The sequence below is a fragment of the Paraflavitalea devenefica genome (assembly GCF_011759375.1).
Taxonomy (GTDB): Bacteria; Bacteroidota; Bacteroidia; order Chitinophagales; family Chitinophagaceae; genus Paraflavitalea; species Paraflavitalea devenefica.
Genome location: NZ_JAARML010000003.1, coordinates 318,594 through 342,562, shown reverse-complemented (window position 1 = coordinate 342,562; position 23,969 = coordinate 318,594). Strand labels below are relative to the sequence as shown.

Sequence of the window (23,969 nt, the reverse complement as noted above, 5' to 3'; positions counted from 1 at the left end):
CTTATGAAGATCACAGTCCTATTCTACCTGATCTTTCTCCTGGCAGTCATACCAGGCTGCAATAAGAAAGAATTCCTGGAAGCAAAACCGGATACCGATCTTTTTATTCCTTCCACGCTGGAGGAGTTCCAGGCATTGCTGGACAATGACCCCGTGATGAATGAAACGCCGGTATTAGGTGAACTATCGGCTGATAATTTTTATCTCCCCAACACCTTTTGGCAAGGCCTCAATCCCAAAGAAAAGAATGCCTATGTATGGAAATCCCAAACCTTTGAGGGGTTAACAGGCGATATAGCGGATTGGAATTCGCCCTACCGGCAGGTATTTTATGCCAATGTAATCCTGGAGGGCCTTGATAAAATTGAGCGCAATACCGGCAATGAAAGCTGGTGGAAAGCCATTAAGGGCGCCGCCCTCTTTGCACGGGCTTATGCATTTTATAACGTAGCGCAAATATTTGCCCCGGTCTATAGCAGCACACCCACCAAAGAAAAATGGGGCATTCCTTTACGGCTCAGCGCCGGTGTGGATGAGCCTTCTGTACGCGCTACCGTACCCGAAACCTATGAGAAGATAGTAAATGATTTAAAAGAAGCTGCCGCCCTGTTGCCGGCAGAAGTTCCTCCTGTTTACCGCAACCGTTCGTCGCGGCCGGCCGCTTTTGCCCTGCTGGCCAGGGTATACCTGAGCATGGATCATTATGCAGAGGCAAAACTGTATGCCGATAGTTGTTTGCAGCTTTACCATACATTGATTGATTACAACACTGTCAATGCGATGCTCAATTCTCCTTTTGACAAACTCAATGGCGAGACGATTTACCAAAGCCGGTTTATTACTACCAATGTATTGCGGGGAGTTTCTGTGGCCAACTGCATTGTGGATTCCAACCTTTACCGGTCTTATGCCCCAAATGATCTGCGCGATTCTATTTTTTTCGGTCCCCATCGCATAACGGGCGCCATCAATCCCAAAGGCAGCTATACCGGAGGCACTCCGCTGTTTACCGGCCTGGCCACGGATGAAGTGTACCTGATCCGGGCAGAATGTGCAGCACGTACCGGTAACCGGGCCGCCGCCCTGGATGATCTGAATACATTGTTGGTAAACCGGTGGCGGACCAGCACTTTTGTTCCGTTTACTGCTGCTGATGATAAAGAAGCTTTACGGATCATTTTAACAGAAAGAAGAAAAGAACTGCCCTTTCGCGGTTTGCGGTGGACAGACCTCCGGCGCTATAATAAAACAGATTCTTCCATTGTGTTACTACGCAAGCTGAATGGTGATACGCACCAGTTGCCTCCCCGCGACCTGCGCTATACCTTGTTGTTGCCGCCCGATGTGACGAGGATGAGCAATATGGCACAAAATCCCCGGTAAAATATATTTGTGTGGATGAACAGAAGCCCTTCGACAAGCTCTCCGAAGGAGTCCTTTGGACAGGGTGACAATATATTACAGATACCCCCAATAAAAAAGGTCCCGCCGAAGCGGGACCGCACTAATCAAATACCATTAACCATTAAACCTTATCCTATGAAAACATGAATTTAGAACTTTTTTTTGATAAGGGAACAAATTACGTATCAACAATTTCAGTAACAACTGTTCGTTTCATCTGTTACACATTGATTTACACCTCGTTAGTTGCTAAACCGTTTTAATGAAAAATAGGGTTATAAGAGCCTAAACTACGGTTGATCATGGCAACAGGTTTCCAGCAGCATTACAGATTTCACAGCTTATTTCGCTGTTGCTTTATTGGCACGAGCGCCTAACTCAATAAAATGGCCCAGTCTGCAGCCTGCATAGCTATTGGGCTGTGTACCGGGATTAGGACGCCAATAGGTGCAGGTAACGGCCGGGTCATAATCGCAATCAAAATCTTCCCCGTATACGCCTGCCGGCTGGTAGGAAGCACCATCCCAGTAATATTGGGGAGCCAAAAAACAGGGATTATCCTGCTTCGTAGCAAAAGCGCTGGTCACTGCTACAATGGCAGCGAGGTAAACGAAAAACTTCATCTTCTTCATAATTGGGTTTTTAAGTAATAAATTGCCTACTCTTTTATACAGGTTTTCGGCATCGCCTGAAAATATTCCATAGCAGCAGTTATGAAATTTTCGGCGTCAATTCTTTTCTTTTAAGCCATATACCTGTGAGCGCCACCCCCACGAAAAACAGGTTGAAGAATAAATGTTGCCCCCAGGAAAGATGTTCTATTACGCCTCCACAGGAACAAGGTGTTCTGCCAAATACATTCAGCAATACCAGCAGTGTATATACTGTGAACAGTAACATAAATATCAGTGACGCCCGAAAACCTATGAGTTGTGTTCTGTCGAACATGAGTAATCCGGCAATAAGGACCTCGGCGGCGGGAAGTGTCCAAACCAGTATGGGCGTCATCCAGTTGGGAAAAGGCTGGTTGTTCATCTCGCCAATAAATTTTTTGAATGCAAGCCATTTGCTTACGCTGGTGTACACAAAAAGGAGGATCAACAAAGAAGAGAGGATCTCAATTACAATCTTTCGTTTCATATTGATTAGGGGATAGATACAACAATGCCTGTCCTATAGATGGTAAACATCCGGGGATATTAGAAATTAAGCAGCAGAAATCGTTTTGTTGATGTTACAATCGAAAGCGGTGATAAGGTAAAATGGTGGGAAATATCTATTGGTTAACAATAGAATGGAATGCCTCTAAAACAAATGTAACTAAAAAGGTTACTAATTGTCCTAACTGGTGTATAATCATTTAGTAAATAAATGATTTCGCTTATGCAAACGATTGTTTGTTCGGTACCGGACCAGGAACAGGGTTTATACACATTGGATGGTGAGGGAAAAAGATGAGGCTTGGGGATAAGTGTGGGGGTGCCGGCTATGCGTAATCAGTGGGTAGTGACTTCAAAAAAGTTGTTACGCGATGGTGAAAATCAATAGCTACTAAAGTTAATATAAAATAATATGTGAACCAAATTTTTGTATGCAACTGCTTTGCAATCGCCCGCCTATGGATCCATTTTCTGTGGTTGGTAAAACTGGCATGAGCTGGCCTTAAAATTATGCGAATGGTCTTAAAAGGTTGTGAAGGAAGCAGTAAAGTAAAATTAACAGCTAATAATATTTATCTTCGCCGCCTTATTAAAGATAACATATAAGCGATTATTGAATGGCATTACTTGAAAAGCAACTGGTGGTAAAAACATCCAGCATACCTGGCGCCGGCAAAGGTCTGTTTACCCGAAAACCAATCCCGAAAGGTACCCGCATCGTTGAATACAAAGGCAAGGCTACTACCTGGAAAGACGTGAACCATGATGAAGGCAATAATGGTTATATCTACTATGTAAGCCGCCATTTTGTATTGGATGCGCAACACGATAAAACAGCCCTGGCACGCTATGCCAATGACGCCCGCGGTATTGGCCGGGTGAAGGGCATTGGCAATAACAGCCATTATATTACCGAAGGCAACCGGGTATTTATTGAAGCAGTGAAAGATATTCCTGCCCAAGGAGAGATACTGGTGAGCTATGGCCCCGAATACTGGAGCGTTATCAGGCATAACCGGAAGCTTGATGAAGCGGCTGAAAAAGCGCGCCTGAAAAAGGCCAACACAAAAGCCGGCAAAGCTAAGAAGACGACCCTCAAAAAGAAAACCAACGGCAAGGTGGTTAAAAGAGTGAAAGCGGCTACCAGGGTCAGGGCGTAAGCCCCCTGCCCCTGAAGGGGAATGAATAGCTGTGGAGAATAAATAACAAATGGGTGTGTTATGGAAGATTATATTATTAATGTGGGCCAGATCGAGGAATTGCAAACGATCAATGATACCAATAGCCTGGACACTATTTTCCAGCGCGCCAAAAGAACGATCGTAGGCGGGGGCATTGTGGCACTGGTGCGGCAGCAGCGGAGCGGGCAAACAGACAGGTTTGAAGAATTCTCCACCCCGGAAGACCTGGAGGCCTATAAGAAAAACGTATATAAGTACCTCACCACCTAAATACTACCAGCCCTCCGTATGATCACGACCGAAGTAATGGAACTGGCACAGCAGCTTTGGGATTACCACCATATGCAGCATGTACCTGAACGATCAGATTGCATTTTTGTGCTGGGCAGTCATGATCTGCGGGTGGCCAACAGGGGCGCCGAATTGTACCTCCAGGGCTGGGCCCCCTTACTGATCTTCTCCGGCGGTCTGGGCAATGTGACCAAAGGCATCTGGACAGAAACAGAGGCCGACCAGTTTGCCGCTATTGCTATTAAGATGGGCGTTCCTGCCAGTGCGATCCTTATAGAAAACAGGTCTACAAATACAGGCGAGAATATCGCTTTTACCGGTGAGCTGTTACGCGCGAAGGACCTGGATCCCCAATCATTCCTCGTGGTGCAAAAGCCTTATATGGAGCGCAGGAGCTATGCTACGTTTAAACGGCACTGGCCCCATAAAAAGCTGCTGGTCACCTCCCCGCAGATCTCCTTCACCGATTACCCCACGGCCGATATTCCCCTCGAAAGGGTGATCCATATTATGGTAGGCGATCTTCAACGCATCCGCCTCTATCCCGAAAAAGGTTTCCAGATCTACCAGGAAATTCCCGACACCATCTGGGGGGCCTATGAACGGCTGGTAGCGTTAGGATTTGATCAGCATTTAGTGAAGTAGGGGGTTTGTAAATCTTATCTATTACCACTTCGTGGTATTGTTAGATCTCAAATACCCGTTTTCTTTGTTGCCCAAACTAAATGTTCTCTGTTTATGAGATCCAAATCCTTGCTTCTCCTGGGTGCTTGCCTCCTTTGCTTTTCTCCTATTTTCTCCCAAAATGCTGAAATGTTTGGTTTTGACTCCCGGCGCATTACGGTGAAGTCTCCCAACGCAGCTTCCCTGGATGCCTTTTCGAGACTGGGAGTTAATTATGCTACGGGTATTCCAGATATCAATGTGCCTATTTATAATGTGGAGTTAGACAATACCATTACCCTACCTATCAGGGTCAAATACCATGCTTCCGGATTTAAGTTTGGCGAAATGCCCAGCGTGGTAGGCTTTAAATGGGCTTTAGATGCAGGCGGCATGATTTCCCGTGATATTAATGGCATGGATGATTCGGATTGGTTTTTTGATCATTATGATTCTTTGTCCTATTACATTAACCTTATGCGTAATGACGGTACCGAAGAAGGCTCTCCGGAACAGATTACGCTTAAGAATTTTATGAATAACCGGATTGACGTAAACCAGGATTATTACTCCCTGAACTATTTCAAAGGCAGCGCCAATTTACTGTATAAGAAGGGGAGATGGTATGCTGAAAACGCTCCTTACCATTTAAAAATTGAAGGATTTAATGAATTTGTGGTTACTGATGAATCAGGTTATAAATATTACTTTGGAGGAAGTGGGAACAATTATTATGAGACCAGTGATGCCAGCCATGCTTCCGTACCTGGTAATAATGACCCTCTTTTTAATGATGGCCATATATCCACCACAAGTTGGATGTTAAAAAGAATTGTAACGCCGGTGGGAAAGCAAATGAATTTTGAGTACGTCAGGTATAATTTACCCTATGTTCAGCACGGCATTTCAGAAACCTATACGAAAGGAGTACCTTTTGCTTCGCCCACCGCTTGTGGCTGTCCCAGCCCGGTGGTTACCACTACCACCAATGGAGGCACTTACGCCACCAGTTTGATTGCCCGCATTTATACCGATGATACAGAAGTAAACTTCAGTTATTCAGACAATAATGCGCTGCAGTATTGGAAAAAGCAGTTGGATTCTGTTGTGGTAAAGCATATTGCTTCGGGTAAGCGGATCAAAAAGTTTGCTTTTGAGTATGGAAGTTTCAGCAGCGTTTTCCTGAAATTGACCAAAGTTCACCAGGTCAATGTATCCGATACAGCCGACAAGAAAACCTGGTCGTTTGAATACGATGAAAGTAGTACAGTGCCAGCATTAAACTCCTACGCCAGGGATATCTTTGGATATTATAATGGAGCAGTAAATAGCCGGCTGATCGTTTCAAGCCATTCTCAATATACCCAAACTTATCAATCGGCCAACAGAACACCCAATTTGACCAGAATAAAGCTGGCAATGCTCCATACCATTCGTTATCCCACTGGAGGGAAAGCTATGTTTGACTATGAACTAAATGAATCAGGAGGAAGATATGCTCCGGGGATAAGAATTAAACAGATCACACGCTATACCTCACAGGACAGTATTGCCGACAGGACACGGTACGAGTACTCGAACCTTACAGGAGGCATTAATACTTTTTCCATACCCTTTGAAACAAGGACCCTCTACAATTGTATGACCTATACTTTTAAATCAGACTATCCTTTAAATGAGCGAATTGCAAAAAACTTCTACTATGGGGCAGTCAAAGAAAAACAAATAGGCAGTACAGATACGTTAGTAAAACAGTTCGATTATGAAGCCTATGTTAACGCACAGGGCCAGTACAGCCCTTATTTGACAAGAGAAGTTAATTATAAAGGTACTTCCTCTGATAAGCTTTCCGAAATCTATAGTCTCTACCAGATAGAAGAAGTGGATACACTTCAAAACCCATCCGTCATATCTTTAGGGGCCAGTTCAACCTATACCGGTGCCCCATCAGGTCCTTATTGCTTTACCAGGTATGATGGCATCCAGGAAATGGCGCCCATGATGGCAGCCAACCTATTGCTTAGTTCAACTGAAGCAATCACCTACAGTCCTTCCGGAAACCTCAAAACAAAAGATACCTTCCTGTACCAAAGCAATAGTCACAGGTATGTTACTGAAACATGGAGAACTACCAGTAAGGGACTTGTTCAAACAAAAAGATCCAAGTATGTAAAGGATTATTTAAATATTGCTTCCCCTTCTATTCCTTCCAATGAATATTTTATTTATGATACCATGAAAACGAGGAATATGACGGGTATTGTTTTGGAACAAGAGGAAATTACGAATGGTGTACTATCCCATAAAACCAGGAGTTATTACAAGTTAGGTGGCGACAATTTTATTCATTCGGATAAGCAGCAAGCGTTTTTCAGGGATAACTCTTTCAAAGAGTTGACCAGGTTTAATAAGTTTATCGGTGACAAAGTATTGGAATTGAAGAACCCGGAGGGCGTAACAAATAGTTTTGCCTGGGAATATTTAAAACAGTACCCAACTGCCCAGGTAATCAATGCTGCTTCAGGCGAAATAGCCTATTCAGTAACTTTTGAATCACCCTGGAGTTCTCCAATAGGTGCAACGTTAACATCAGAACCTGATGCCCCCTGAATAGGCCTTGCATGGATATGACACCTCAGATTGGAGTGATGGAAACAGAGAACCTTAACTTAAGCAGTAATAAAGAATATGTAATTACCTATTGGGAAAAGAACTGCGAGTTGGCTATAGGTTCCGGAACGATTCTTTCCAATAAAATTCTACAAACGAAAGGGAGCTGGCACCTGCATGAGATCCGGTTTACCGGCATTTCTGGAAATGTCATGTTGCTTTTTGACCCTGCTGGTTTTATCCAGGAATTAAGGCTTTATCCCGTCAATGCTAAAATGACCACCTACACCTATGCTCCGCTGATTGGCATGACCAGCCAATGCGATGCCAGCAATAAAATTATTTATTATGAATACGATGGTTTTAGTCGCTTAAAGTTTATCCGTGATGAGAACAAAAACGTGCTCCAACAATTCGATTACAAATACCAGCAAGCTATTAACCAATAACCCTTATCTGCTAAAGCATGAATACGTATACAACGAACTGTCAACAAATAGTAAGACGGTACCTGGCAATAGGGTTATTGTTCCTTCAAGGCATGGGACTGGCTCAAACGCCTGTAACTCCCCCGGCTGCTTATAACAGTACTATCAAAGTTAATTTCATCCGCACCTGGACTTCCACAGCACCGGATACCAGCGCTGCCAACCTCATCACCCGTCCGCTCAAAGACGTCAAACAAACTACCGCTTACTTTGATGGGCTCGGCCGTCCTTTGCAAACGGTGGTTAAACAAGGCTCTATCACCAGCGGCAACAGCCCGGTTGATCTCGTAAGCCCCGTTGTCTATGATGAGTTTGGCAGAGAGAAATATAAATACCTGCCCTTTGCCGCCAATAATACCGGCAGCAATGTCTCCATCAGCGATGGCCTTTTCAAACTCAATCCCATCCAGCAACAGGTGCAGTTTTACAATAACCAACTCACCAGTCAGGCCGGTGAAACCAACGTTGGTCCCAACAGCCTCAACTGGGCTTATGGACAAACTACCTTCGAGGCCTCACCGCTCAACCGCGTGCAGGAAAGCTTTGCACCCGGCAGCAGTTGGGTAGGCTCTGCTGCACAAGCCAACGAGAATGACCGCCACTCTGTAAAAAGTAAATATTTTGTCAATACCGTTACGGATAGTGTGCGGATTTGGACTGTCACCGATGTGGCTAATAGCTGGGGCACTTATAGCACCACCAGCCGCTATCTGACCGGAGAGCTCTTTAAAAATATTACGGTGGATGAACACGGTAAACAGGTGATTGAGTTCAAAGATAAAGGAGGGCAAGTAGTCTTAAAAAAAGTACAACTTACTGCCAGCGTTGATAACGGTTCTGGCAGTGGTCATGTGGGCTGGCTCTGTACTTATTATGTGTATGATGACCTGGATAACCTGCGGCTGGTGATCCAACCCAAAGGCGTAGAATTCCTGCTTACAGCAGGATGGCCTTCCCCCTCCACCGGAGGGGGCTGGGGGGAGGCTCTCAATGAGCTTTGCTTCCGCTACGAATACGATGCTCGCCGTCGCCTGATCCGTAAAAAAGTACCCGGCGCCGCAGAAGTGTGGATGGTCTATGACCAGTGGGACCGGCTGGTACTCACCCAGGATGGTAACCTGCGTGTAACCAACCAATGGCTCTTCACCAAATACGATGCGCTCAACCGGCCCGTGTATAGTGGTAAATACACCAATGCCACCTACACCAGCCAAAGCGCCATGCAGGGTTATCTCAATACCCAAAACCTGGGCCGCTATGAAAACTATACCCCCGCTAGTTCCCTGCCCATGTATAGCTTGTCGCAAAGTTTTCCGGTAGTCATCTACAGCGATATCCTGTCTGTCACCTACTATGATGACTATGCCTGGACCAATGGAGTGTCTTCCGTTTACAGGACTTTTGACAACAGTTTCAGTAGTTACTTTGCCAGTGCTTCCAATACTTCCTATCCCTATCCGCAGGCAGTAACACCTGCTAATGATAATGCCCTCGGATTGGTCACCGGCACCATCCTCAAAGCACTGGATGGGGCTACCGCTTTTACCACTACGCTATTTTATGATGAAAAAGGAAGGGCGATCCAAACCAAGGCAGGGAACTATACGGCGGGTTGTGACATCACTACTACACAATACAATTTCAGCGGTCAGCCACTCACCATCGTCACCAAACATGAGAAAGTACAGGGTACCAATCCACAAACGCATATCGTGGTCACCAAAATGGATTATGACGACCTGGGCCGTTTGCTCACGACTAAAAAATCAGTGAGCAGCACCATTGGCAGTCAAACCCTCAGCAAGCCTGAACAGGTCATTGCCACCAATCAATATGACGCACTGGGGCAACTGAAAAAGAAGAAACTGGCGCCCACTACAGGACCTGGCGGAAGTTCGCTGGACAGCCTTACCTACGATTACAATATTCAAGGTTGGATGTTAGGCGCCAACCGTACTTATGCCAAAGACACCAACAGCACCACCAACTATTTTGGTTTTGACCTCGCTTATGATAAAAACGCGGTTACGGTGAACGGAGCGTCCGACCCTTATGCTGGTACCCAGTTCAATGGCAATATTGCCGGCATGCTCTGGAAAAGTGGGGGCGATAGCCGGGTAAGGCGGTATGACTTTACCTATGATGCCGTGAACCGGCTGACTGGCGCAAACTTCAAACAATTTACCGGCACCACCTTTAACCTTAATGCCGGTATTGACTTCAGTGTCAGTAACCTCAGCTATGATGCCAATGGCAATATCCTGCGCATGGACCAGAAAGGCTGGAAACCGGGCGGTAGTGCTACCATTGACAACCTGTTCTATACTTATCTGAACAATGGCAACAGCAACCGCCTGCAGAACGTCATTGACAATGCCAATGATCCGCAAACCAAACTGGGCGATTTCCGCACCTCTTCCCTGCACCCCAATGCGGGCAGTAAGAACAGCAATACCGTGGATTACTCCTATGATCCCAATGGTAACCTGAAAAAGGACTTAAATAAAGATATCGGTACCGCCGCTGCAGAAGACATTGTTTACAATCACCTGAACCTGCCGCAGACCATCACCGTGCGTACCACTGGTGGAGCCGTGAAAGGTACCATCAGTTATACCTATGATGCGGCGGGTGTCAAGCACCGCAAGCGGGTGCAGGAAACAGGTAAACCGGATAAGGTGACCTTGTACATGGCAGGCTTTGTGTATGAGAATGATACCCTGCAGTTCCTGGGCCATGAGGAAGGCAGGTTGCGGTATGTAAAGCAGCGTTTCCTGAATGGTGACAGTGCTTACCGGTTCCAGTATGACTACTTCCTCAAAGACCACCTTGGCAATGTGCGGATGGTGCTTACGGAGCAAACTGATACGACACACTACATGGCTACCATGGAAGCGGCTTACCGCGCAAAGGAAGATCAACTGTTCTATAATATCCCACAAACGGCTGTTTCTAAAAACAGTGTACCGGGTGGTTATCCGGCAGAATCTACGGGTATCAGCCCCGATACGCTGGTGGCCAAAGTCAATGGCAGCGGCAACAAAATAGGTCCGGCCCTGATACTAAAGGTCATGAGCGGCGATAAAGTGGATATTGCTGTGAAAAGCTTTTATCGTGGCAGTGGTGCCGGCAGTGGCACCAATAACCCGATAGCGGACATCCTAACCTCTCTGGCCACTGGCATCGTAGGTGTGGCGGGGGAAAGTAAGGGCGCTTTTTCTGCGTTAAGCAATAGTGGTACCAGCCCGCTGCTGGGTGCTTTGAACAGCTTCCGCAACGAGGAGAACACCACACCTTCCAACAAGCCCAAAGCCTACCTAAACTGGATATTGCTCGATGAGCAATTGCAATATGTACCTGCCGGCAGTGGTGCCGACCCGATACAGGATACCGGCTTTATCCGTCCATTGACCAGCGGCGGACCGGTCAACATCACGAAGAATGGCTTTTTGTATATTTACGTCAGCAACGAAACCCAGAACCGGGACGTGTTCTTTGATAACCTGAGCGTGCAGCATTACACTGGCCCCCTCATCGAAGAAACCCATTATTATCCGTTTGGGTTGACGATGGCGGGAATATCTTCAAAAGCCGTCGGCAAGCTATATAATAAGTATAAGTTTAATGGCAAGGAAGAACAGCGGCAGGAGTTCAGCGATGGCAGTGGGTTGGAATGGCTGGATTTTGGGGCAAGGATGTATGACAGGCAATTGGGAATATGGCGTGTGTTAGATCCAATGGGGGAAAAATTTACAGGCATTAGTCCTTATTCTTACACGGCAAATAATCCCGTACTTTTAAATGATCCAAACGGTATGGATTGGACAATAGACATTGATATAAACGAAGATGGCAGTTGGAGAATTCATTTTCATTATAAAGCACAAATTTTAAACAGTAGCAGCAATAAGTATATTAGCACACAGCAGTTGGCCGATGTAACAAGGGAACAATTTGAAAACTTCTTTAAAGGTTCATTTAAGAAGGACAAAAATGGTCCTGATATTGAAGTTAGTGCTTCTGCTGATATTACTACAATTGAAAAGAAAGAAGATTTGTCAAAGGATGCTACATTGATCGAAATCCGTAATGATGACGATCCGATCTTTGAGGTAAAAAACCCAAACGTGAAAGCTGGGGCAATTGCGGTGTCAGGGAAAGAGATATATGTTCGTAAAAGTTATGTTAGATGGGCGGCAATTACTTCTTATGGATATATGGCTCATGAAATTGGACATACAGGTGGATTGAATCATCCACATAGCGACAAATTCAATTCTACAGGATTAGTTATTCCGTATCCGTATCACCCCTCAAACTTTATGAACTGGCCGCAAACCATGATAAAGCCATATAATTACACCAATCCGACAGGAGCGACAAAGGAACAAATACTTAGAATATTTAAGCTATATTCACAAGGTTCTTTGAATAATGATGGCAATAAGCCTCATCCCGTAACCATCCCACAAATTTGGTAAATTATGATAAATAAAATTGTTATAATTAGTATGCTTTTTTTGACGCAAAAAGCAAATGCACAATCTAAGAATTACTTTAAATTCAATAGTTGTGAGTTGGGAATGCTTAAGAAAAACATTCCTTCATTGGATAATGTGGCCATATTAGATTTTAAAATGGCCAACGATCGGAATTCAAAGAAAAAATATTTAGCGGCATATTATCTCATTAAGAGTACAAAAGATACATTTAACGTCATTCAAATTTTTAATCAATCTTCGTCGGATTCCACTTTGAATCAAAATAGGGATTTTAAGGCTTGGCATTTTGAACAAATGAAAGATACTTGCATTGATTTTAGGTCTGCTTTTGATTTGAAAAAAATACTTAATCACAAGTATCCTTTGCTAATAGGAAGCATTTTCTTATACGAATATTAAATTCTGCCTTTGCGGTGTGGATTGATCTATTTTGTCGCGCCGAGGTTGCCGAGGTTTCTCATGCGGCGAAATAATACGAGACTTATCAAAGAATGAGTAATGATTGCCATGACACTGCAGCCCGCAATGCTTATCTTTAAGGACCAAAATTATTCACATGAGGTCCCTGTGCATCTTCCTGCTTATTGTTATCGCTTCTGCTGCGGCCTTTACGCAGCCCACCCAAAAGCCGCCACTGCATGGCAAACACTGGATGGCCATTACCGGTAAGCCATTGGCTGCCACCGCCGGCAGCATTATCTTCCAGCGCGGAGGCAATGCTGTAGATGCTGCCTGCGCCATGCTGGCCGCCACCTGTACGATGTGGGATGTATTGAGCTGGGGTGGCGAAACACAGGCGCTGATCTATAACCCCAAAACAAAAAAAGTGATTGGCCTGAATGCGCTGGGCATAGCGCCCACCGGCGCCACCGCCGCCTTTTTTAAAGGCAAGGGCTATGATTTCCCGCCCGAATATGGTCCGCTGGCAGCTACCACGCCCGGTACACCGGGTGGTCTTTGCTATATGCTGGCCGAATACGGAACGATGAGCCTGAAAGAAGTGCTGGCGCCAGCCATGCAATTGGCAGCCGGCTACCCTATAGAAGCGCAAACGGCCAACAGCATGGAACGCGGTAAAGCACGCATTAAAGAATGGCCGTATAGTAAAGCGGTTTTCCTCACCCACCCGGGAGAGAAAAGAGAAGCGCCCGAAGCAGGAGAGATCTTTGTACAACGCGATCTATTGGCCACCCTGCAAAAGATGGTGGATGCCGAGCAGGCTGCCTTGCAACAAAAGAAGAGCCGGAAGGAAGCGATCATGGCAGCTTATGACCGTTTTTATAAAGGCGATATTGCCAAAGAGTTTGTACGCGGCAGTAAGGAGCAGGGCGGACTGATCACCCTGGAAGACCTGGCCAAATGGAAACCGCTGTGGGAAGAACCACTACAAACAAATTATAAGGGCATAGACGTATATAAACTGCAGCAATGGACGCAAGGCCCCCTGTTATTGCAAAGCCTGAATATACTGGAGCAGTTTGACCTGAAGAAGATGGGCTACAACAGTGCCCAATATATTAATACCCTGTACCAGGCATTGAGCCTCGCTTTTGCCGACCGTGATTTTTATTATGGCGATCCCTATAAAGCGCCGGAAGAACCGATCAAAGGATTGCTTAGTAAAGCCTACGCACAGGAACGCGCCAAACTGATCAACCCCGGTAAGAACAATGCACAGATCGGCCCCGGCGATCCCTATCCTTATGAAGGGAAAACGAATCCTTACGTTGGGTTGCTGCAACAAAGGGGCTTTATTATGGATACCAGCGGAGGCCGCCGCCATTTTGTACCGGCGCATGATGTACGGACAGGCAGTACCTGGCCCTCTACCCTTTCTCCGGATGACATGGCTGCCCGCCAGGAAGCGGCTGACGACTCTGCCTACCAGGACCGTTTATGGCGCGGCACCACTTCCGTAGAAGCGGCCGATGAACAGGGCTGGGTCGTATCCATTACACCCAGTGGCGGCTGGCTGCCGGCTTGTATTGCCGGGCACACAGGCGTAGGTATGAGCCAGCGCATGCAAAGTTTTGTACTCGACTCTACCCTCAACCCTTTTAATGTAGTACATCCCGGCCAACGGCCACGGGTAACCCTGACGCCCTCACTCGCATTGAAAGATGGTAAACCCTTTTTATCCTTTGCCGTACAGGGCGGCGATACACAGGACCAAAACCTGCTGCAATGTTTCCTGAATATGGTAGAGTTTGGTATGACCGCACAGGAAGCAGCAGAAGCCGCCAATATCAACAGCAACCAACTCTGGTTATCGCTGGGCGGCACGAAAATAGCAGACCGCCAGCCAAAACCAGGCCACCTCTTATTGCACGACAAAACACCCGAAGCCGTACGTACGGCATTGAAGCAGATGGGTTATACCCTTACGTTTGATGACCGTACCAGTGGCCCCATTAACCTGATCTTTTTCGACTGGAAGCATGGCAGCTTCTGGGGCGGCAGCAGCAATCACGGAGAAGACTACGGGATTGGATGGTGAAATTAAAGGAATAGTTATATTCGTTATACAACCAAAACACCTGCCGTTATGCTGAAGAAGTTATTTAAAGCCCTCAGGGGTAAAGAAGCATCGGATATTGACCTTTCGCTGGGATATAGCCGCCTGCCTGAATTCAAAACCCTGCTGACACAGGGTAATTATGCAGCCTTTGAGACAGCATACGAAGGCCTGACCTGGGATGCCAAAAGCCTGTTGAATGAAGGCATTGGCCTGGATGCTGCCAATGCCGGGCTGATAGAACAATGGGTGGAGCAACGCCCTGATTCGTATATAGCCCACCTTTTTGCCGGTGTATCCAAAACCTGCCTGGCCTGGATAGCGAGAACCGGCGCCCTGGGATCGGCCGTATCGGAAGAAAGGGCACAACAATTCTTCGATCTGCTGGAAGAAGCATTTGATTATTTACAAAGGGCCGATGAATTGAATCCTGATGACGCGGAGATATACGCCCGGATGATCAGGGTATGTATGGGACTGCAGGCCGAACACGCTACTGCTGCCAGTTATTTTGAAGCAGCAAAGCAACTGGTGCCCAACCACCTGATCGCCCATTTAATGATGATCAATTTCCTGAACCCCAAATGGCGGGGCAGCCTGGAAGAGATGCAAACATTTGCCAGCACAATGTATGCTGAAACAGGCAGCAGCCTGCTGGTGACACTTCCACTTTTTTCGCTGACGGAAGAATGGCTGTATTATGATATAAATGATGAAAAACAGAAGAAAGCCAATTTCTTTAAAGACCCGGCAGTAAAGGAAACCATCAGGAATTTATATGCCGGTTACCGGGAAGAGGAAGATGGCAAACTACTGATCCCTTATGTATATAATTATTTTTCTTTCTTGTTCTATATGACCGGTGAACAGGAACTGGCACGTACCACAGCGCAGAAGATCATCGGCAAAATGACAGTGTATCCCTGGACGTATATTGGTATAGAAAACAATAAAGAGCTGCAGCAAACCCTAAAGCGGTGACCGGGTAGTAGTTGCTGACTAATTACTGATGCTATTAATAACCCCTTGAAAGCTCCACCGGGTTTTCGAGGGGTTCTTTTTTGAGGAAGTGATGAAGGTTGCTGATGAACTGCCGGGCTATGCCGGTAAGTTCATCGGCTTTGCCGCCACCGGTATGCTGGGTCAATATTACATTGTCCATATCCCACAAAGGGCTATTGACAGGCAGCGGTTCTTCTTCTGTAACATCCAATACAGCGCCGGCCAGTTTGCCATTATTAAGGGCTGTTATGAGCGCTTCTTCGTCCGTTGTTTCACCCCTGCCTACGCTGGCATAGATGGCCTGCGGCGGCAAGGCATTCAACATATCTGCCGACACATATTTCCCAGCACTGCCTGGCAGGGTATTGATGAGCAGCGTGGTTTGCGGAAGGGCCGCCATCAGTTCTTCAAGGGAGTGTATATCGGCGGCCGGGTTGGTGCGGGCCGTCATGCGCACGGTGCAACCAAAACCCTGCAACATTTCCTTTACATGCAGACCGATAGCACCGGCGCCCAGCACAATGGCCTGTTGATCGCCCAGCAGCCGGAGGCTGGTCCTTACTTTCTCTCCCTGCCAGTCTTTTGCTGATTGCAATTTCGTAAGCGTATGAATGCCCCGGCAAAAAGCCAGTACGCCGCCTACGATGGTCTCCGCACAGGGACGGGCAAAGAAATCGCCCATATTGACTACCGGCACCGGTGCCACCATGCCTTCATATTCACTGAAGCCGGCAGAAGCCAAGTGCCAGCACTTAAGCTGCGGCGGTAATGTGTTGAACCAGCCGCGCGGTGGATTACCCAGTATGAAATCGGCCTGCATAAATGCGGGGTAGCATTCATCAGGCTTCAGGGATGTACGGAAAACAGCCTGTATGCCTTCCGGAAGATTGGCTGTGAGGTACTGATTGGCCTGATCACTGAGTTGCTTGTATATAAAAGCTATCATTGTTGCATCGGTTTTAATGTCCTTCCCCCTGTCTCAATTAATATGCCAGTACCGAATATAGTTCATCTAATAATAACAGTTAAAATATGTTGTGGTTACGTAAAATACCGGTCTGCCGGTTTATATTTATACAACTATACGTCACTGTCATTAAATCTTATCAAATATGTCTCCGTTATTCCATCGTACCCTATTTACCTTTGCCATTGGCGCCACCCTCCTTTTAGGTTGCCGGAAAAGTTTCAACACCCAGTTGCCGGAAACATCCCTCGGGGAGAAGCAGTTTAACAGCAGCTTCAGTACCCTGGATATGCCGGAATATCTTACTGAAGAATACAATTTGCCCATCAGGGTGGACAGTAATTTTAAATGGGGTGTCAGCGGCCACCCACTGACGCAGGAACCCTACCTCAATAACCATGCGCTCCAGGCAGACCTGATCAAAGAGCTCAATGCATCTTATTACAGGATAGATATATCACATAATGCAGATGGAGAAGTCAATAATCTTTCCTATTTCAATGCTATCATTACACAAACCGCCGCTAAGAATATACAACTCATACCGATTATCTTTCCCCCGGATACCGCAACCTTGTATAGTTATACCGTTTCTGAAGCGGAAACAAAGGGCTATCTGTTGGGTAAAGGATTTGCCTCCCGGTATAAGCAATATTTCAACTATTATCAATTAGGCAATGAAGAGGACAGCAAACTTTTACCTACTGTCAGCACGCCGGCGGGCACGCTGATATCGGATTACAGCAGGACCGACCGCGTTCCTATCTGGTTAAGTTTTTTAAGAGGGATGATCACAGGCGTTAAAGAAGAAGATCCTACGGCCAAAACAATTGTCACGAATGGAGGCTGGTACCATTATGGCTATTTTTTACTGTTGGATAGCGCCGGTATTGATTATGACATTCTTGGCTATCACTGGTATAGCGGAATCCCGGATTATCTGAATATTTTAAATACCCTGCAAACTACGTTTGCCTCGAAGGAAGTATGGTTTACTGAGGTCAATGTACAGGATTCTACTATTTTGGTGACACCCACTTTACACCGTAAAAGAATTGAAGACCTGATCTCGCACCTGGATCAACGTAGCAATGTTAAAGCGTTTTTTATATATGAGCTTTTTGACGAGGATCAGCATTTTGATCCGGATGAACCCAATATTGAAGATATCTTTGGTCTAATAGACTGGACTGTCCCTTATGTATATACCAATTTCACCTATAAAGAGGGGTATAAGATGTACAAATTCAAGATTGAAGAAACCAAACACGGGTTTGAGGACTTTATTTATTCTTTGTACACTTTCGCCAACCACCGTGCCCCTGATCCCGGCGGTCTTACTTATTGGACCAACAGGTTAGCCTCCTCCCGGGATGTGCCAGCCATTGTGAATGAATTTTTGGGAGTAGAGTTTTACGGTGCTTTTGTGGAAGAACAATACCAGTTATTATTGGACAGGGTGGCCGACCCTACAGGTAAAACCTACTGGACCAACAGGCTGATGACCGATATGTCGAGGGAGAATGTAATTGCCACTTTCTGTAGCGATACAGAGTTCTGGACATTATCAGGATCAACGAACAGCGGATTTATAGACCGGGCTTTCCAGAAGTTGTTTGACCGGGCGCCGGCATCAGCAGATGTTACTTATTGGACACAACGGTTAACTACCGGAACAACGCGGATGACGATGATCGAAGAGATGATCCATAACGAGGAATACCTGCACATTTTTGTGCGCGCCCAGTATAATTTCCTGCTGAGAAGAAATGGGAATGTAGACCCCGTTTCTGAAAACTGGGCAGTAGGTCTGATGCAGGATGGCATGACCCAACGGGGCTTTATAAAGACATTATTTTACAGCAAAGAATTCTGGGAGCGTGGAGTACAGGAAGGTTATGTAAGGAATAACCCACCATACCAGTTTTAGTAATTAGATCAGGGTGAGCCGCCCCTGGAAGGTGACTCACCTTTAACCACTGACAGATTATATCCTTTGCGTTTCCTGCTCCGCACTGCTATTGCTGCGCCTGCGGGTTTCAAAGGTTTTGCCGAAGTTATAAGTGAAGTTAATGCCCAATACACGGGTATCGCCCTGGTTGCGATAATTGCCTTTGGCATTTTGCAGGTTGTTGATGATACCATAGTTGAGGCGGGTATAGAACATATCCTGTATGGTTAGTTTTATGGATCCTTTACCGTTCAATATCTTTTTCTGAATGCCGCCACTCAGGGTCCAGAAATCGCCCAGTACAAACTGGGTGGTGAGTAAATCGGCCCGGTACAGTCCCAGCAATTCTGCCGACCATCCTTTGCCCAGCCTGAACTGGCTGTTGAAGTTGGTGATATAGTTCATACCACTGGTATCGAGGTTGGTAGTATATAGTTTCGCTTTAAAACGGGCATACTGAGCCAAACCATACCAGTTGATAGTAACCCAGGGAGCCGGCTCCATACTGGCATTCACAGAGAGCGTGAGGAACTGGCTTTTGCCCACATTGGCCGGCCGGCTGTAATACTGATAACCCTGTAATTCTATGGTTTCGTTGATGTCTCCATCATAGTATTCATAGTTCAGGGTGGTAGTGATCTTGTTTTTGTAAATATGCGACAACTCCACTTTATGAGCAATGGTAGGCTGCAGGAAAGGATTGCCTACATAGTAGGTAAACTTATCCAACGGTGAAACAAACGGGTTCAGGTTGCCAAAATTGGGACGCTGTATCCGCTTGCCGTAAGAAAAGACAAGCTGATTGTTGGACGCCGAATCCAGTTTATAAGACAGGTATAGGGTCGGGAACAGGTTGATGTAATCCCGCTTAAAAGCTGAATCCGGTTTTACAGCATTACCCAACTGGTGCCCACGCATGATGGTATTTTCGCCACGCAAGCCCACCTGCATACTGAAGCGTTTCCATTCTTTGCTGAAGTTGAGATAGGCCGCATTGATGTTCTCCCGGTATGTAAAGTGATTGGTCTTGTCATAATCGGGATTGGTCACATTTTCTATGGTCACATAATATTCCGCCAGGTTATTGGTTTCAATCAAACTGCCTTTTATACCCGCTTCCGTTTTAATGCCATTGGCAAGCGGATGCGCATAATCGGCTTTGAAAGAATAGATATTAATATAAGAAGGCAATCTGCCGGTAAGGTCATCTTTTCCCTTGAGGGTATTATCAGCCCGGTAGCTGGCATTTTTGTACAACTGGGCAGCACCGGACTCATTGTACACATAATCCAGGTCAATTCCCAGCTCCCTGCCGGTTTGCTTGTATTTACGCCGGTAGTAGAGCCCTGCACTGCCACGGCTGGAGTTGCGCTCATCCATGTTATCTGCCGTGATCAAAGAATCCAGTGCGCCTGCTGCATTGTATAAATAACTCTTATTGTTTATTATGCTGCGTCCCTTATTGGTATTACCATTCAATACCAGGCCGATGGCATTGAACTTATCTATGGTGTAATCAACCCCCAGCCTCAGTGATCCGGACCGGTTTTTTCTTTTGATCCAGGAATTCTGGGAGAACAGGGAATGCGGGCTTCCGTCATCGTTTACATAGTGCCGCTGAATGAGCAGGTCGCTGAAGTTTTCGCTGTAATTGTATCCCGCGTTGGCAAAATAGTTAAATGCATTGTTGCGGAAGTTAAGGTTAAGGCTATTGAAGCTTTTGGGATAAACACCCTGCATATAGCCGGGAGACAAATTCCCATTGAACCCTTTTTGTTTCAGCTTCTTTGTCTTGATGTTAATCACGCCGGCATTGCCGGCCGCATCGTATTTGGCAGGCGGGTTGGTCATGATCTCAATGGATTCCAGTGTACCGGAGGGCAGGGACCTCAGGTAAGAAGCCAGGTCGGCGCCGTTGAGGTAAGTAGGTTTGTCATCAATGAATATGACTACACCCGATTTGCCATTCATACTTACATTCCCATCCTGGTCTACCAACAAGCCCGGCGCTTTGTCCAACACTTCCAACGCATTGGTGCCTGCATTGGAAATGAGGGCATCTACATTGATGACCGTCCTGTCTATCTTTCGTTCCACAAAAGGCTTGCGACCAGTAACGGTCACCGCATTGAGCTGACCGGCATCAGCCGCCAACAACTCGACCGTGAGTAAATGCTGCAGCTTACCTTCAGCAACGGTGATGACCTCACTGATATAAGGAGCAAAACCAATGGCCGTAATGGAAATACGGTAGGTACCAGCTTTAGAGTTATCAAATCTAAAGGACCCATCATCAGCAGTAAGTACCACTTTTACCAGGGTTGTATCAACAGCTTTTAGCAGGTTAACGGTGGCAGCGGTCACCGGCTTTTTGCTTTTATCCTGTACGGTGCCGCTGAGGGAAGGGCTGGTTTGTGCCAGCAGACAATAGGGTAACCATAGCATGCTGCATGCCAGCATGAGGCCATAACATTTTTTCATGTATGCACGTTTTATACCGGGCAGGCTGTATTGCCTGCCTTATGGTAACTATTCTATACGAGGGTGGTGAAAAAGCAATGAAGGCAACCGGTCCATCCCCCTGTTTTATTTTCCCCGGGGGCGACGTTCCAATATACGGGTGCTATAACCAGGTGGGGATGTACCGGCTGCAAAGTAATTTATCCTGGTAACTCTCTCTTTCCGCTTGTCACAATTCCGGTTAATCTACATAGACGACTGTACTGACTGTACTACCTTGTCTTGAATAAGTGTAATTGTTCGAAGGATGCTTTACATATTTTTCCCGGAACCAGCGTTTTTGTTCGGCTGAAGGCTCCTTGCCATTGACAGTAAATTCATCTTTGCTGAGCCTGAACGTCAGTTGTTCTTTCTGTGTTATGAGGCCATTCTTCAGCAGGTCCTCAACCAGGTTGTCCATAATCTTATTCTCCGTTTTTAACGCCGGTCCGTTTCTCAACTCCAATTTACCGCGGGTACGTAGTGAATCTGCACGAAACAGTTTATGGCGAGTAGGAGAAAGGGGCTGTTGAAGCTGGATCTGCTGTTTTTGCAGTACTATACTTTCACTGACAAGACTGGTGGCATTAGCATCCGCTTCCTTTATACGTGTGTTGTACGACTGATCAGCGTCGGCCTGCATTTCCCGGAAGATGCTATTAATAAGGTCCCGGTATTCTACCAGTTTTTCGTCGGGCACTTTTACCCCATCGATTTGTAAACCGGTAGCCAGGTTATTCTCGATAGTGATCTTGTATTGTTTTCCATCTTTATTATGCGTAATGGTGCCTGTCAATATGGAATTGCCTTTGCGCAATACCGGCATGGTATCTTTATAAGGAGCTATTACAGGAGTATTGGGTTTATAAGGCTTGTAAGTTGACACATAGGGTTCCTTATATCCGGAATCTCCTAAATACTCATCAATAGAGTCTGCAGGCACCTCTCCCAGGACGATCGTGTGCATGGACTGATCCCGGCTTTCGCTTATGGTGCTATCAATACTGTTATCCCGGGTCCCGGCTATGGTACTATCCCATCCTTTCGCCAGTGTATCATTTGCAGGTAACCGGAATTCCTGCTTTTGCGCTGTTACTTTCTTTACCGGATCTGCTTTGGGCGCAGGTTGTGCAAATACCATGGAGAGTATGCAGATAAGGCTGAAACAAAGTACGAGAAAGGATTTCTCTGCCCGGTCCAATGTTTTGTTACTGTTGTTAATGATGCGCTTCACCCTGTTGAGCAGGTGATCCTTTTTGCCGGGGAAAGCCATGGTATAGGCAGGCGTATCGCCCAACTGGTATTCCTGAAAAGATACCAGGGCCTGTATGTAAGCTGTTTTACTCCGGGTGGCTGCTATGGCCATGTCGTCACAACAATGCTCCCGCTCTTCACGCAATAAGGAGGATAACCACAGTACGGCCGGGTTGAAGAAGAACAGCGTTTCAGCAAAGCTTTGCGCGAGGTTCACCATAAAATCCCTGCGGCGGATATGCGCCAGTTCATGCAACAGGATGGCTTCTACCTGGCTGGTGGGCAGGTTGGCCATGAGGCCCAGGGGCACGAGTATGACTGGTTTCAGAAAACCTGCTACCAGCGGTACTTTCACGAGTTCTGATTCCAATAACCGCACGGGTACTTTTATGCCCAGTTGCTGCGCCAGTTCTTCCACGCGGCTTATCCAGGCAGCAGCCGGTCTATGTGTTTTATGGTGTTTGATACGCTGAATGTAAACCAGGCCGCTCATGAGCTTTACGGATTTGGCCAGGAAGATGAAGAACCAGATGGCCACGAATAAAGAAGCATGCTGATTGAAGTAGCCGGTAAAGCGGGCGATGTAGTCTTGTTCCTGTGCCGTTTCCACAGCCCGGTCACCGGGCAGGGAAAGCTGACCTATTACCGGCTCAGTATTCACTACAGGCGTAAGCTGGGCGATGGTAGTACCGGGACCGGGCCTGTTGAGCTCATAAACAAAGGTAAAAGCTACTATGCCCATGAACACAAAGAAAAGCATTGACAGCAGGTTGTACCGGAAGGCGGCTACAGACTTCCTGGTAAACAATACCAGTATGCCTGCCACTGCCGCCAGTATGAGTCCCTGCCATAAAGAATGGATGAGGGTCCAGCAAATAGCGCGGGTAACGCTGTCGGACAGCCACTGCTTCATGAATAGTAGTTGCATATAAATAAGTTTAGTAAGTTATTTCTTATCGTTCTCCATTTTATTCAACAGGTCTTTGATAGCCTGCAGTTCTTTTTTGGAAGTCTTTTTATTACCCAGCAATTGCATCATGAGGCTGGTGGCAGAACCATTGTACATAGATTCTACAAAACGGTCGAGCAGGAAACTCTTGGTCTTCTGTTCTTCCAGCGCAGCACTGTATACGTGTTTCATGCTGCTTTCATCGCGGTTGAGCATTTCCTTTTCTACCATGATCTGCATGAGCTTTAAGGTAGAGGTATATTGCACCGCCCGCTTTTGTTCATTGAGCTGGTCATTGACAAAACGTACCGTTGAGGGGCCATGCTGCCACAATACCTGTAGTATTTCAAGTTCTGATTTGGTAGGCTCTGCCTGCTTATGGGAAGGGTTGGTGGCTTTCATGAATTAAAGGTAGGAAACTTTTCGTACGAAACAAGGAATACCTCATATTTTTTATAAAATTTATCCGGGCCGGTGGTAGCTACCGGAAAAATATAACCGGGCGGGAGGAATTGTTTATATTGCCAATACCC

17 protein-coding genes are annotated in these 23,969 nt (G+C 46.3%); 11 read left to right on the top strand and 6 right to left on the bottom strand.

The window, feature by feature from the left end:
- Positions 1-3: 3 nt before the first annotated feature.
- Complete coding sequence (locus HB364_RS19780; protein WP_167290059.1) at positions 4-1,383, top strand: RagB/SusD family nutrient uptake outer membrane protein; 1,380 nt, start codon at positions 4-6, stop codon at positions 1,381-1,383.
- A 362-nt stretch (positions 1,384-1,745) separates the two neighbouring features.
- Here the strand turns inward: HB364_RS19780 and HB364_RS19775 are convergent, their stop codons facing one another.
- Together HB364_RS19775 and HB364_RS19770 are read right to left on the bottom strand one after the other, a co-directional pair.
- Entirely contained in the window at positions 1,746-2,036 is a 291-nt protein-coding gene (locus HB364_RS19775; protein ID WP_167290058.1) for a hypothetical protein, read from the bottom strand.
- A 79-nt stretch (positions 2,037-2,115) separates the two neighbouring features.
- Positions 2,116-2,544, bottom strand: a complete 429-nt coding sequence (locus HB364_RS19770; protein WP_167290057.1) for a MauE/DoxX family redox-associated membrane protein — start codon at positions 2,542-2,544, stop codon at positions 2,116-2,118.
- A 637-nt stretch (positions 2,545-3,181) separates the two neighbouring features.
- Here HB364_RS19770 and HB364_RS19765 point away from each other — a divergent pair.
- The 9 genes from HB364_RS19765 (at position 3,182) to HB364_RS19725 (ending at position 15,795) form a co-directional block, all read left to right on the top strand.
- On the top strand, positions 3,182-3,724 hold the full coding sequence (locus tag HB364_RS19765; protein WP_167290056.1) for an SET domain-containing protein: 543 nt from the start codon (positions 3,182-3,184) through the stop codon (positions 3,722-3,724).
- 60 nt (positions 3,725-3,784) lie between these two features.
- Positions 3,785-4,015 carry a hypothetical protein gene (locus tag HB364_RS19760; RefSeq protein ID WP_167290055.1) on the top strand — a complete coding sequence of 77 codons (231 nt, stop codon included), beginning with the start codon at positions 3,785-3,787 and terminating at the stop codon, positions 4,013-4,015.
- Between the two features lie 18 nt (positions 4,016-4,033).
- The gene (locus HB364_RS19755) at positions 4,034-4,681 is read left to right on the top strand and encodes a YdcF family protein (RefSeq protein WP_167290054.1); all 648 of its coding nucleotides are present in this window, start codon (positions 4,034-4,036) and stop codon (positions 4,679-4,681) included.
- A gap of 93 nt (positions 4,682-4,774) precedes the next feature.
- Positions 4,775-7,309, top strand: coding sequence for a hypothetical protein (locus tag HB364_RS19750; RefSeq protein ID WP_167290053.1), 2,535 nt, complete (start codon positions 4,775-4,777; stop codon positions 7,307-7,309).
- Positions 7,310-7,320: 11 nt separating this feature from the next.
- Positions 7,321-7,758, top strand: a complete 438-nt coding sequence (locus HB364_RS19745) for a hypothetical protein (protein WP_167290052.1) — start codon at positions 7,321-7,323, stop codon at positions 7,756-7,758.
- A gap of 17 nt (positions 7,759-7,775) precedes the next feature.
- The gene (locus tag HB364_RS19740) at positions 7,776-12,278 is read left to right on the top strand and encodes a DUF6443 domain-containing protein (RefSeq protein WP_167290051.1); all 4,503 of its coding nucleotides are present in this window, start codon (positions 7,776-7,778) and stop codon (positions 12,276-12,278) included.
- A 3-nt stretch (positions 12,279-12,281) separates the two neighbouring features.
- Positions 12,282-12,698, top strand: a complete 417-nt coding sequence (locus HB364_RS19735) for a hypothetical protein (protein ID WP_167290050.1) — start codon at positions 12,282-12,284, stop codon at positions 12,696-12,698.
- A gap of 157 nt (positions 12,699-12,855) precedes the next feature.
- Complete coding sequence (locus HB364_RS19730; protein ID WP_167290049.1) at positions 12,856-14,796, top strand: gamma-glutamyltransferase family protein; 1,941 nt, start codon at positions 12,856-12,858, stop codon at positions 14,794-14,796.
- Between the two features lie 48 nt (positions 14,797-14,844).
- Entirely contained in the window at positions 14,845-15,795 is a 951-nt protein-coding gene (locus HB364_RS19725; RefSeq protein WP_167290048.1) for a tetratricopeptide repeat protein, read from the top strand.
- A 34-nt stretch (positions 15,796-15,829) separates the two neighbouring features.
- Here HB364_RS19725 and HB364_RS19720 read toward each other — a convergent pair whose 3' ends face one another.
- Complete coding sequence (locus HB364_RS19720; RefSeq protein WP_167290047.1) at positions 15,830-16,762, bottom strand: D-2-hydroxyacid dehydrogenase; 933 nt, start codon at positions 16,760-16,762, stop codon at positions 15,830-15,832.
- Between the two features lie 166 nt (positions 16,763-16,928).
- On the opposite strand from HB364_RS19720, the gene HB364_RS19715 reads away from it, so the two are divergent.
- Positions 16,929-18,713 carry a DUF4214 domain-containing protein gene (locus HB364_RS19715; protein ID WP_167290045.1) on the top strand — a complete coding sequence of 595 codons (1,785 nt, stop codon included), beginning with the start codon at positions 16,929-16,931 and terminating at the stop codon, positions 18,711-18,713.
- Between the two features lie 57 nt (positions 18,714-18,770).
- Here HB364_RS19715 and HB364_RS19710 read toward each other — a convergent pair whose 3' ends face one another.
- The 3 genes from HB364_RS19710 to HB364_RS19700 form a co-directional block, all read right to left on the bottom strand.
- The gene (locus HB364_RS19710; RefSeq protein ID WP_167290043.1) at positions 18,771-21,215 is read right to left on the bottom strand and encodes an outer membrane beta-barrel protein; all 2,445 of its coding nucleotides are present in this window, start codon (positions 21,213-21,215) and stop codon (positions 18,771-18,773) included.
- Between the two features lie 220 nt (positions 21,216-21,435).
- Entirely contained in the window at positions 21,436-23,415 is a 1,980-nt protein-coding gene (locus tag HB364_RS19705) for a M56 family metallopeptidase (protein WP_167290041.1), read from the bottom strand.
- Between the two features lie 18 nt (positions 23,416-23,433).
- A complete protein-coding gene (locus tag HB364_RS19700) occupies positions 23,434-23,838 on the bottom strand; it encodes a BlaI/MecI/CopY family transcriptional regulator (protein ID WP_167290040.1) in 405 nt (134 codons plus the stop codon).
- Positions 23,839-23,969: the final 131 nt, after the last annotated feature.

What these genes read in the sequence shown, in the direction of transcription:
- HB364_RS19765 (WP_167290056.1), top strand. Translation starts at nt 3,182, where the DNA reads ATGGCATTACTTGAAAAGCAACTGGTGGTAAAAACATCCAGCATACCT.
- HB364_RS19740 (WP_167290051.1), top strand. Translation starts at nt 7,776, where the DNA reads ATGAATACGTATACAACGAACTGTCAACAAATAGTAAGACGGTACCTG.
- HB364_RS19760 (WP_167290055.1), top strand. Translation starts at nt 3,785, where the DNA reads ATGGAAGATTATATTATTAATGTGGGCCAGATCGAGGAATTGCAAACG.
- HB364_RS19745 (WP_167290052.1), top strand. Translation starts at nt 7,321, where the DNA reads ATGGATATGACACCTCAGATTGGAGTGATGGAAACAGAGAACCTTAAC.
- HB364_RS19710 (WP_167290043.1), bottom strand. Translation starts at nt 21,215, where the DNA reads ATGAAAAAATGTTATGGCCTCATGCTGGCATGCAGCATGCTATGGTTA.
- HB364_RS19725 (WP_167290048.1), top strand. Translation starts at nt 14,845, where the DNA reads ATGCTGAAGAAGTTATTTAAAGCCCTCAGGGGTAAAGAAGCATCGGAT.
- HB364_RS19700 (WP_167290040.1), bottom strand. Translation starts at nt 23,838, where the DNA reads ATGAAAGCCACCAACCCTTCCCATAAGCAGGCAGAGCCTACCAAATCA.
- HB364_RS19750 (WP_167290053.1), top strand. Translation starts at nt 4,775, where the DNA reads ATGAGATCCAAATCCTTGCTTCTCCTGGGTGCTTGCCTCCTTTGCTTT.
- HB364_RS19775 (WP_167290058.1), bottom strand. Translation starts at nt 2,036, where the DNA reads ATGAAGAAGATGAAGTTTTTCGTTTACCTCGCTGCCATTGTAGCAGTG.
- HB364_RS19715 (WP_167290045.1), top strand. Translation starts at nt 16,929, where the DNA reads ATGTCTCCGTTATTCCATCGTACCCTATTTACCTTTGCCATTGGCGCC.
- HB364_RS19720 (WP_167290047.1), bottom strand. Translation starts at nt 16,762, where the DNA reads ATGATAGCTTTTATATACAAGCAACTCAGTGATCAGGCCAATCAGTAC.
- HB364_RS19780 (WP_167290059.1), top strand. Translation starts at nt 4, where the DNA reads ATGAAGATCACAGTCCTATTCTACCTGATCTTTCTCCTGGCAGTCATA.
- HB364_RS19735 (WP_167290050.1), top strand. Translation starts at nt 12,282, where the DNA reads ATGATAAATAAAATTGTTATAATTAGTATGCTTTTTTTGACGCAAAAA.
- HB364_RS19770 (WP_167290057.1), bottom strand. Translation starts at nt 2,544, where the DNA reads ATGAAACGAAAGATTGTAATTGAGATCCTCTCTTCTTTGTTGATCCTC.
- HB364_RS19755 (WP_167290054.1), top strand. Translation starts at nt 4,034, where the DNA reads ATGATCACGACCGAAGTAATGGAACTGGCACAGCAGCTTTGGGATTAC.
- HB364_RS19730 (WP_167290049.1), top strand. Translation starts at nt 12,856, where the DNA reads ATGAGGTCCCTGTGCATCTTCCTGCTTATTGTTATCGCTTCTGCTGCG.
- HB364_RS19705 (WP_167290041.1), bottom strand. Translation starts at nt 23,415, where the DNA reads ATGCAACTACTATTCATGAAGCAGTGGCTGTCCGACAGCGTTACCCGC.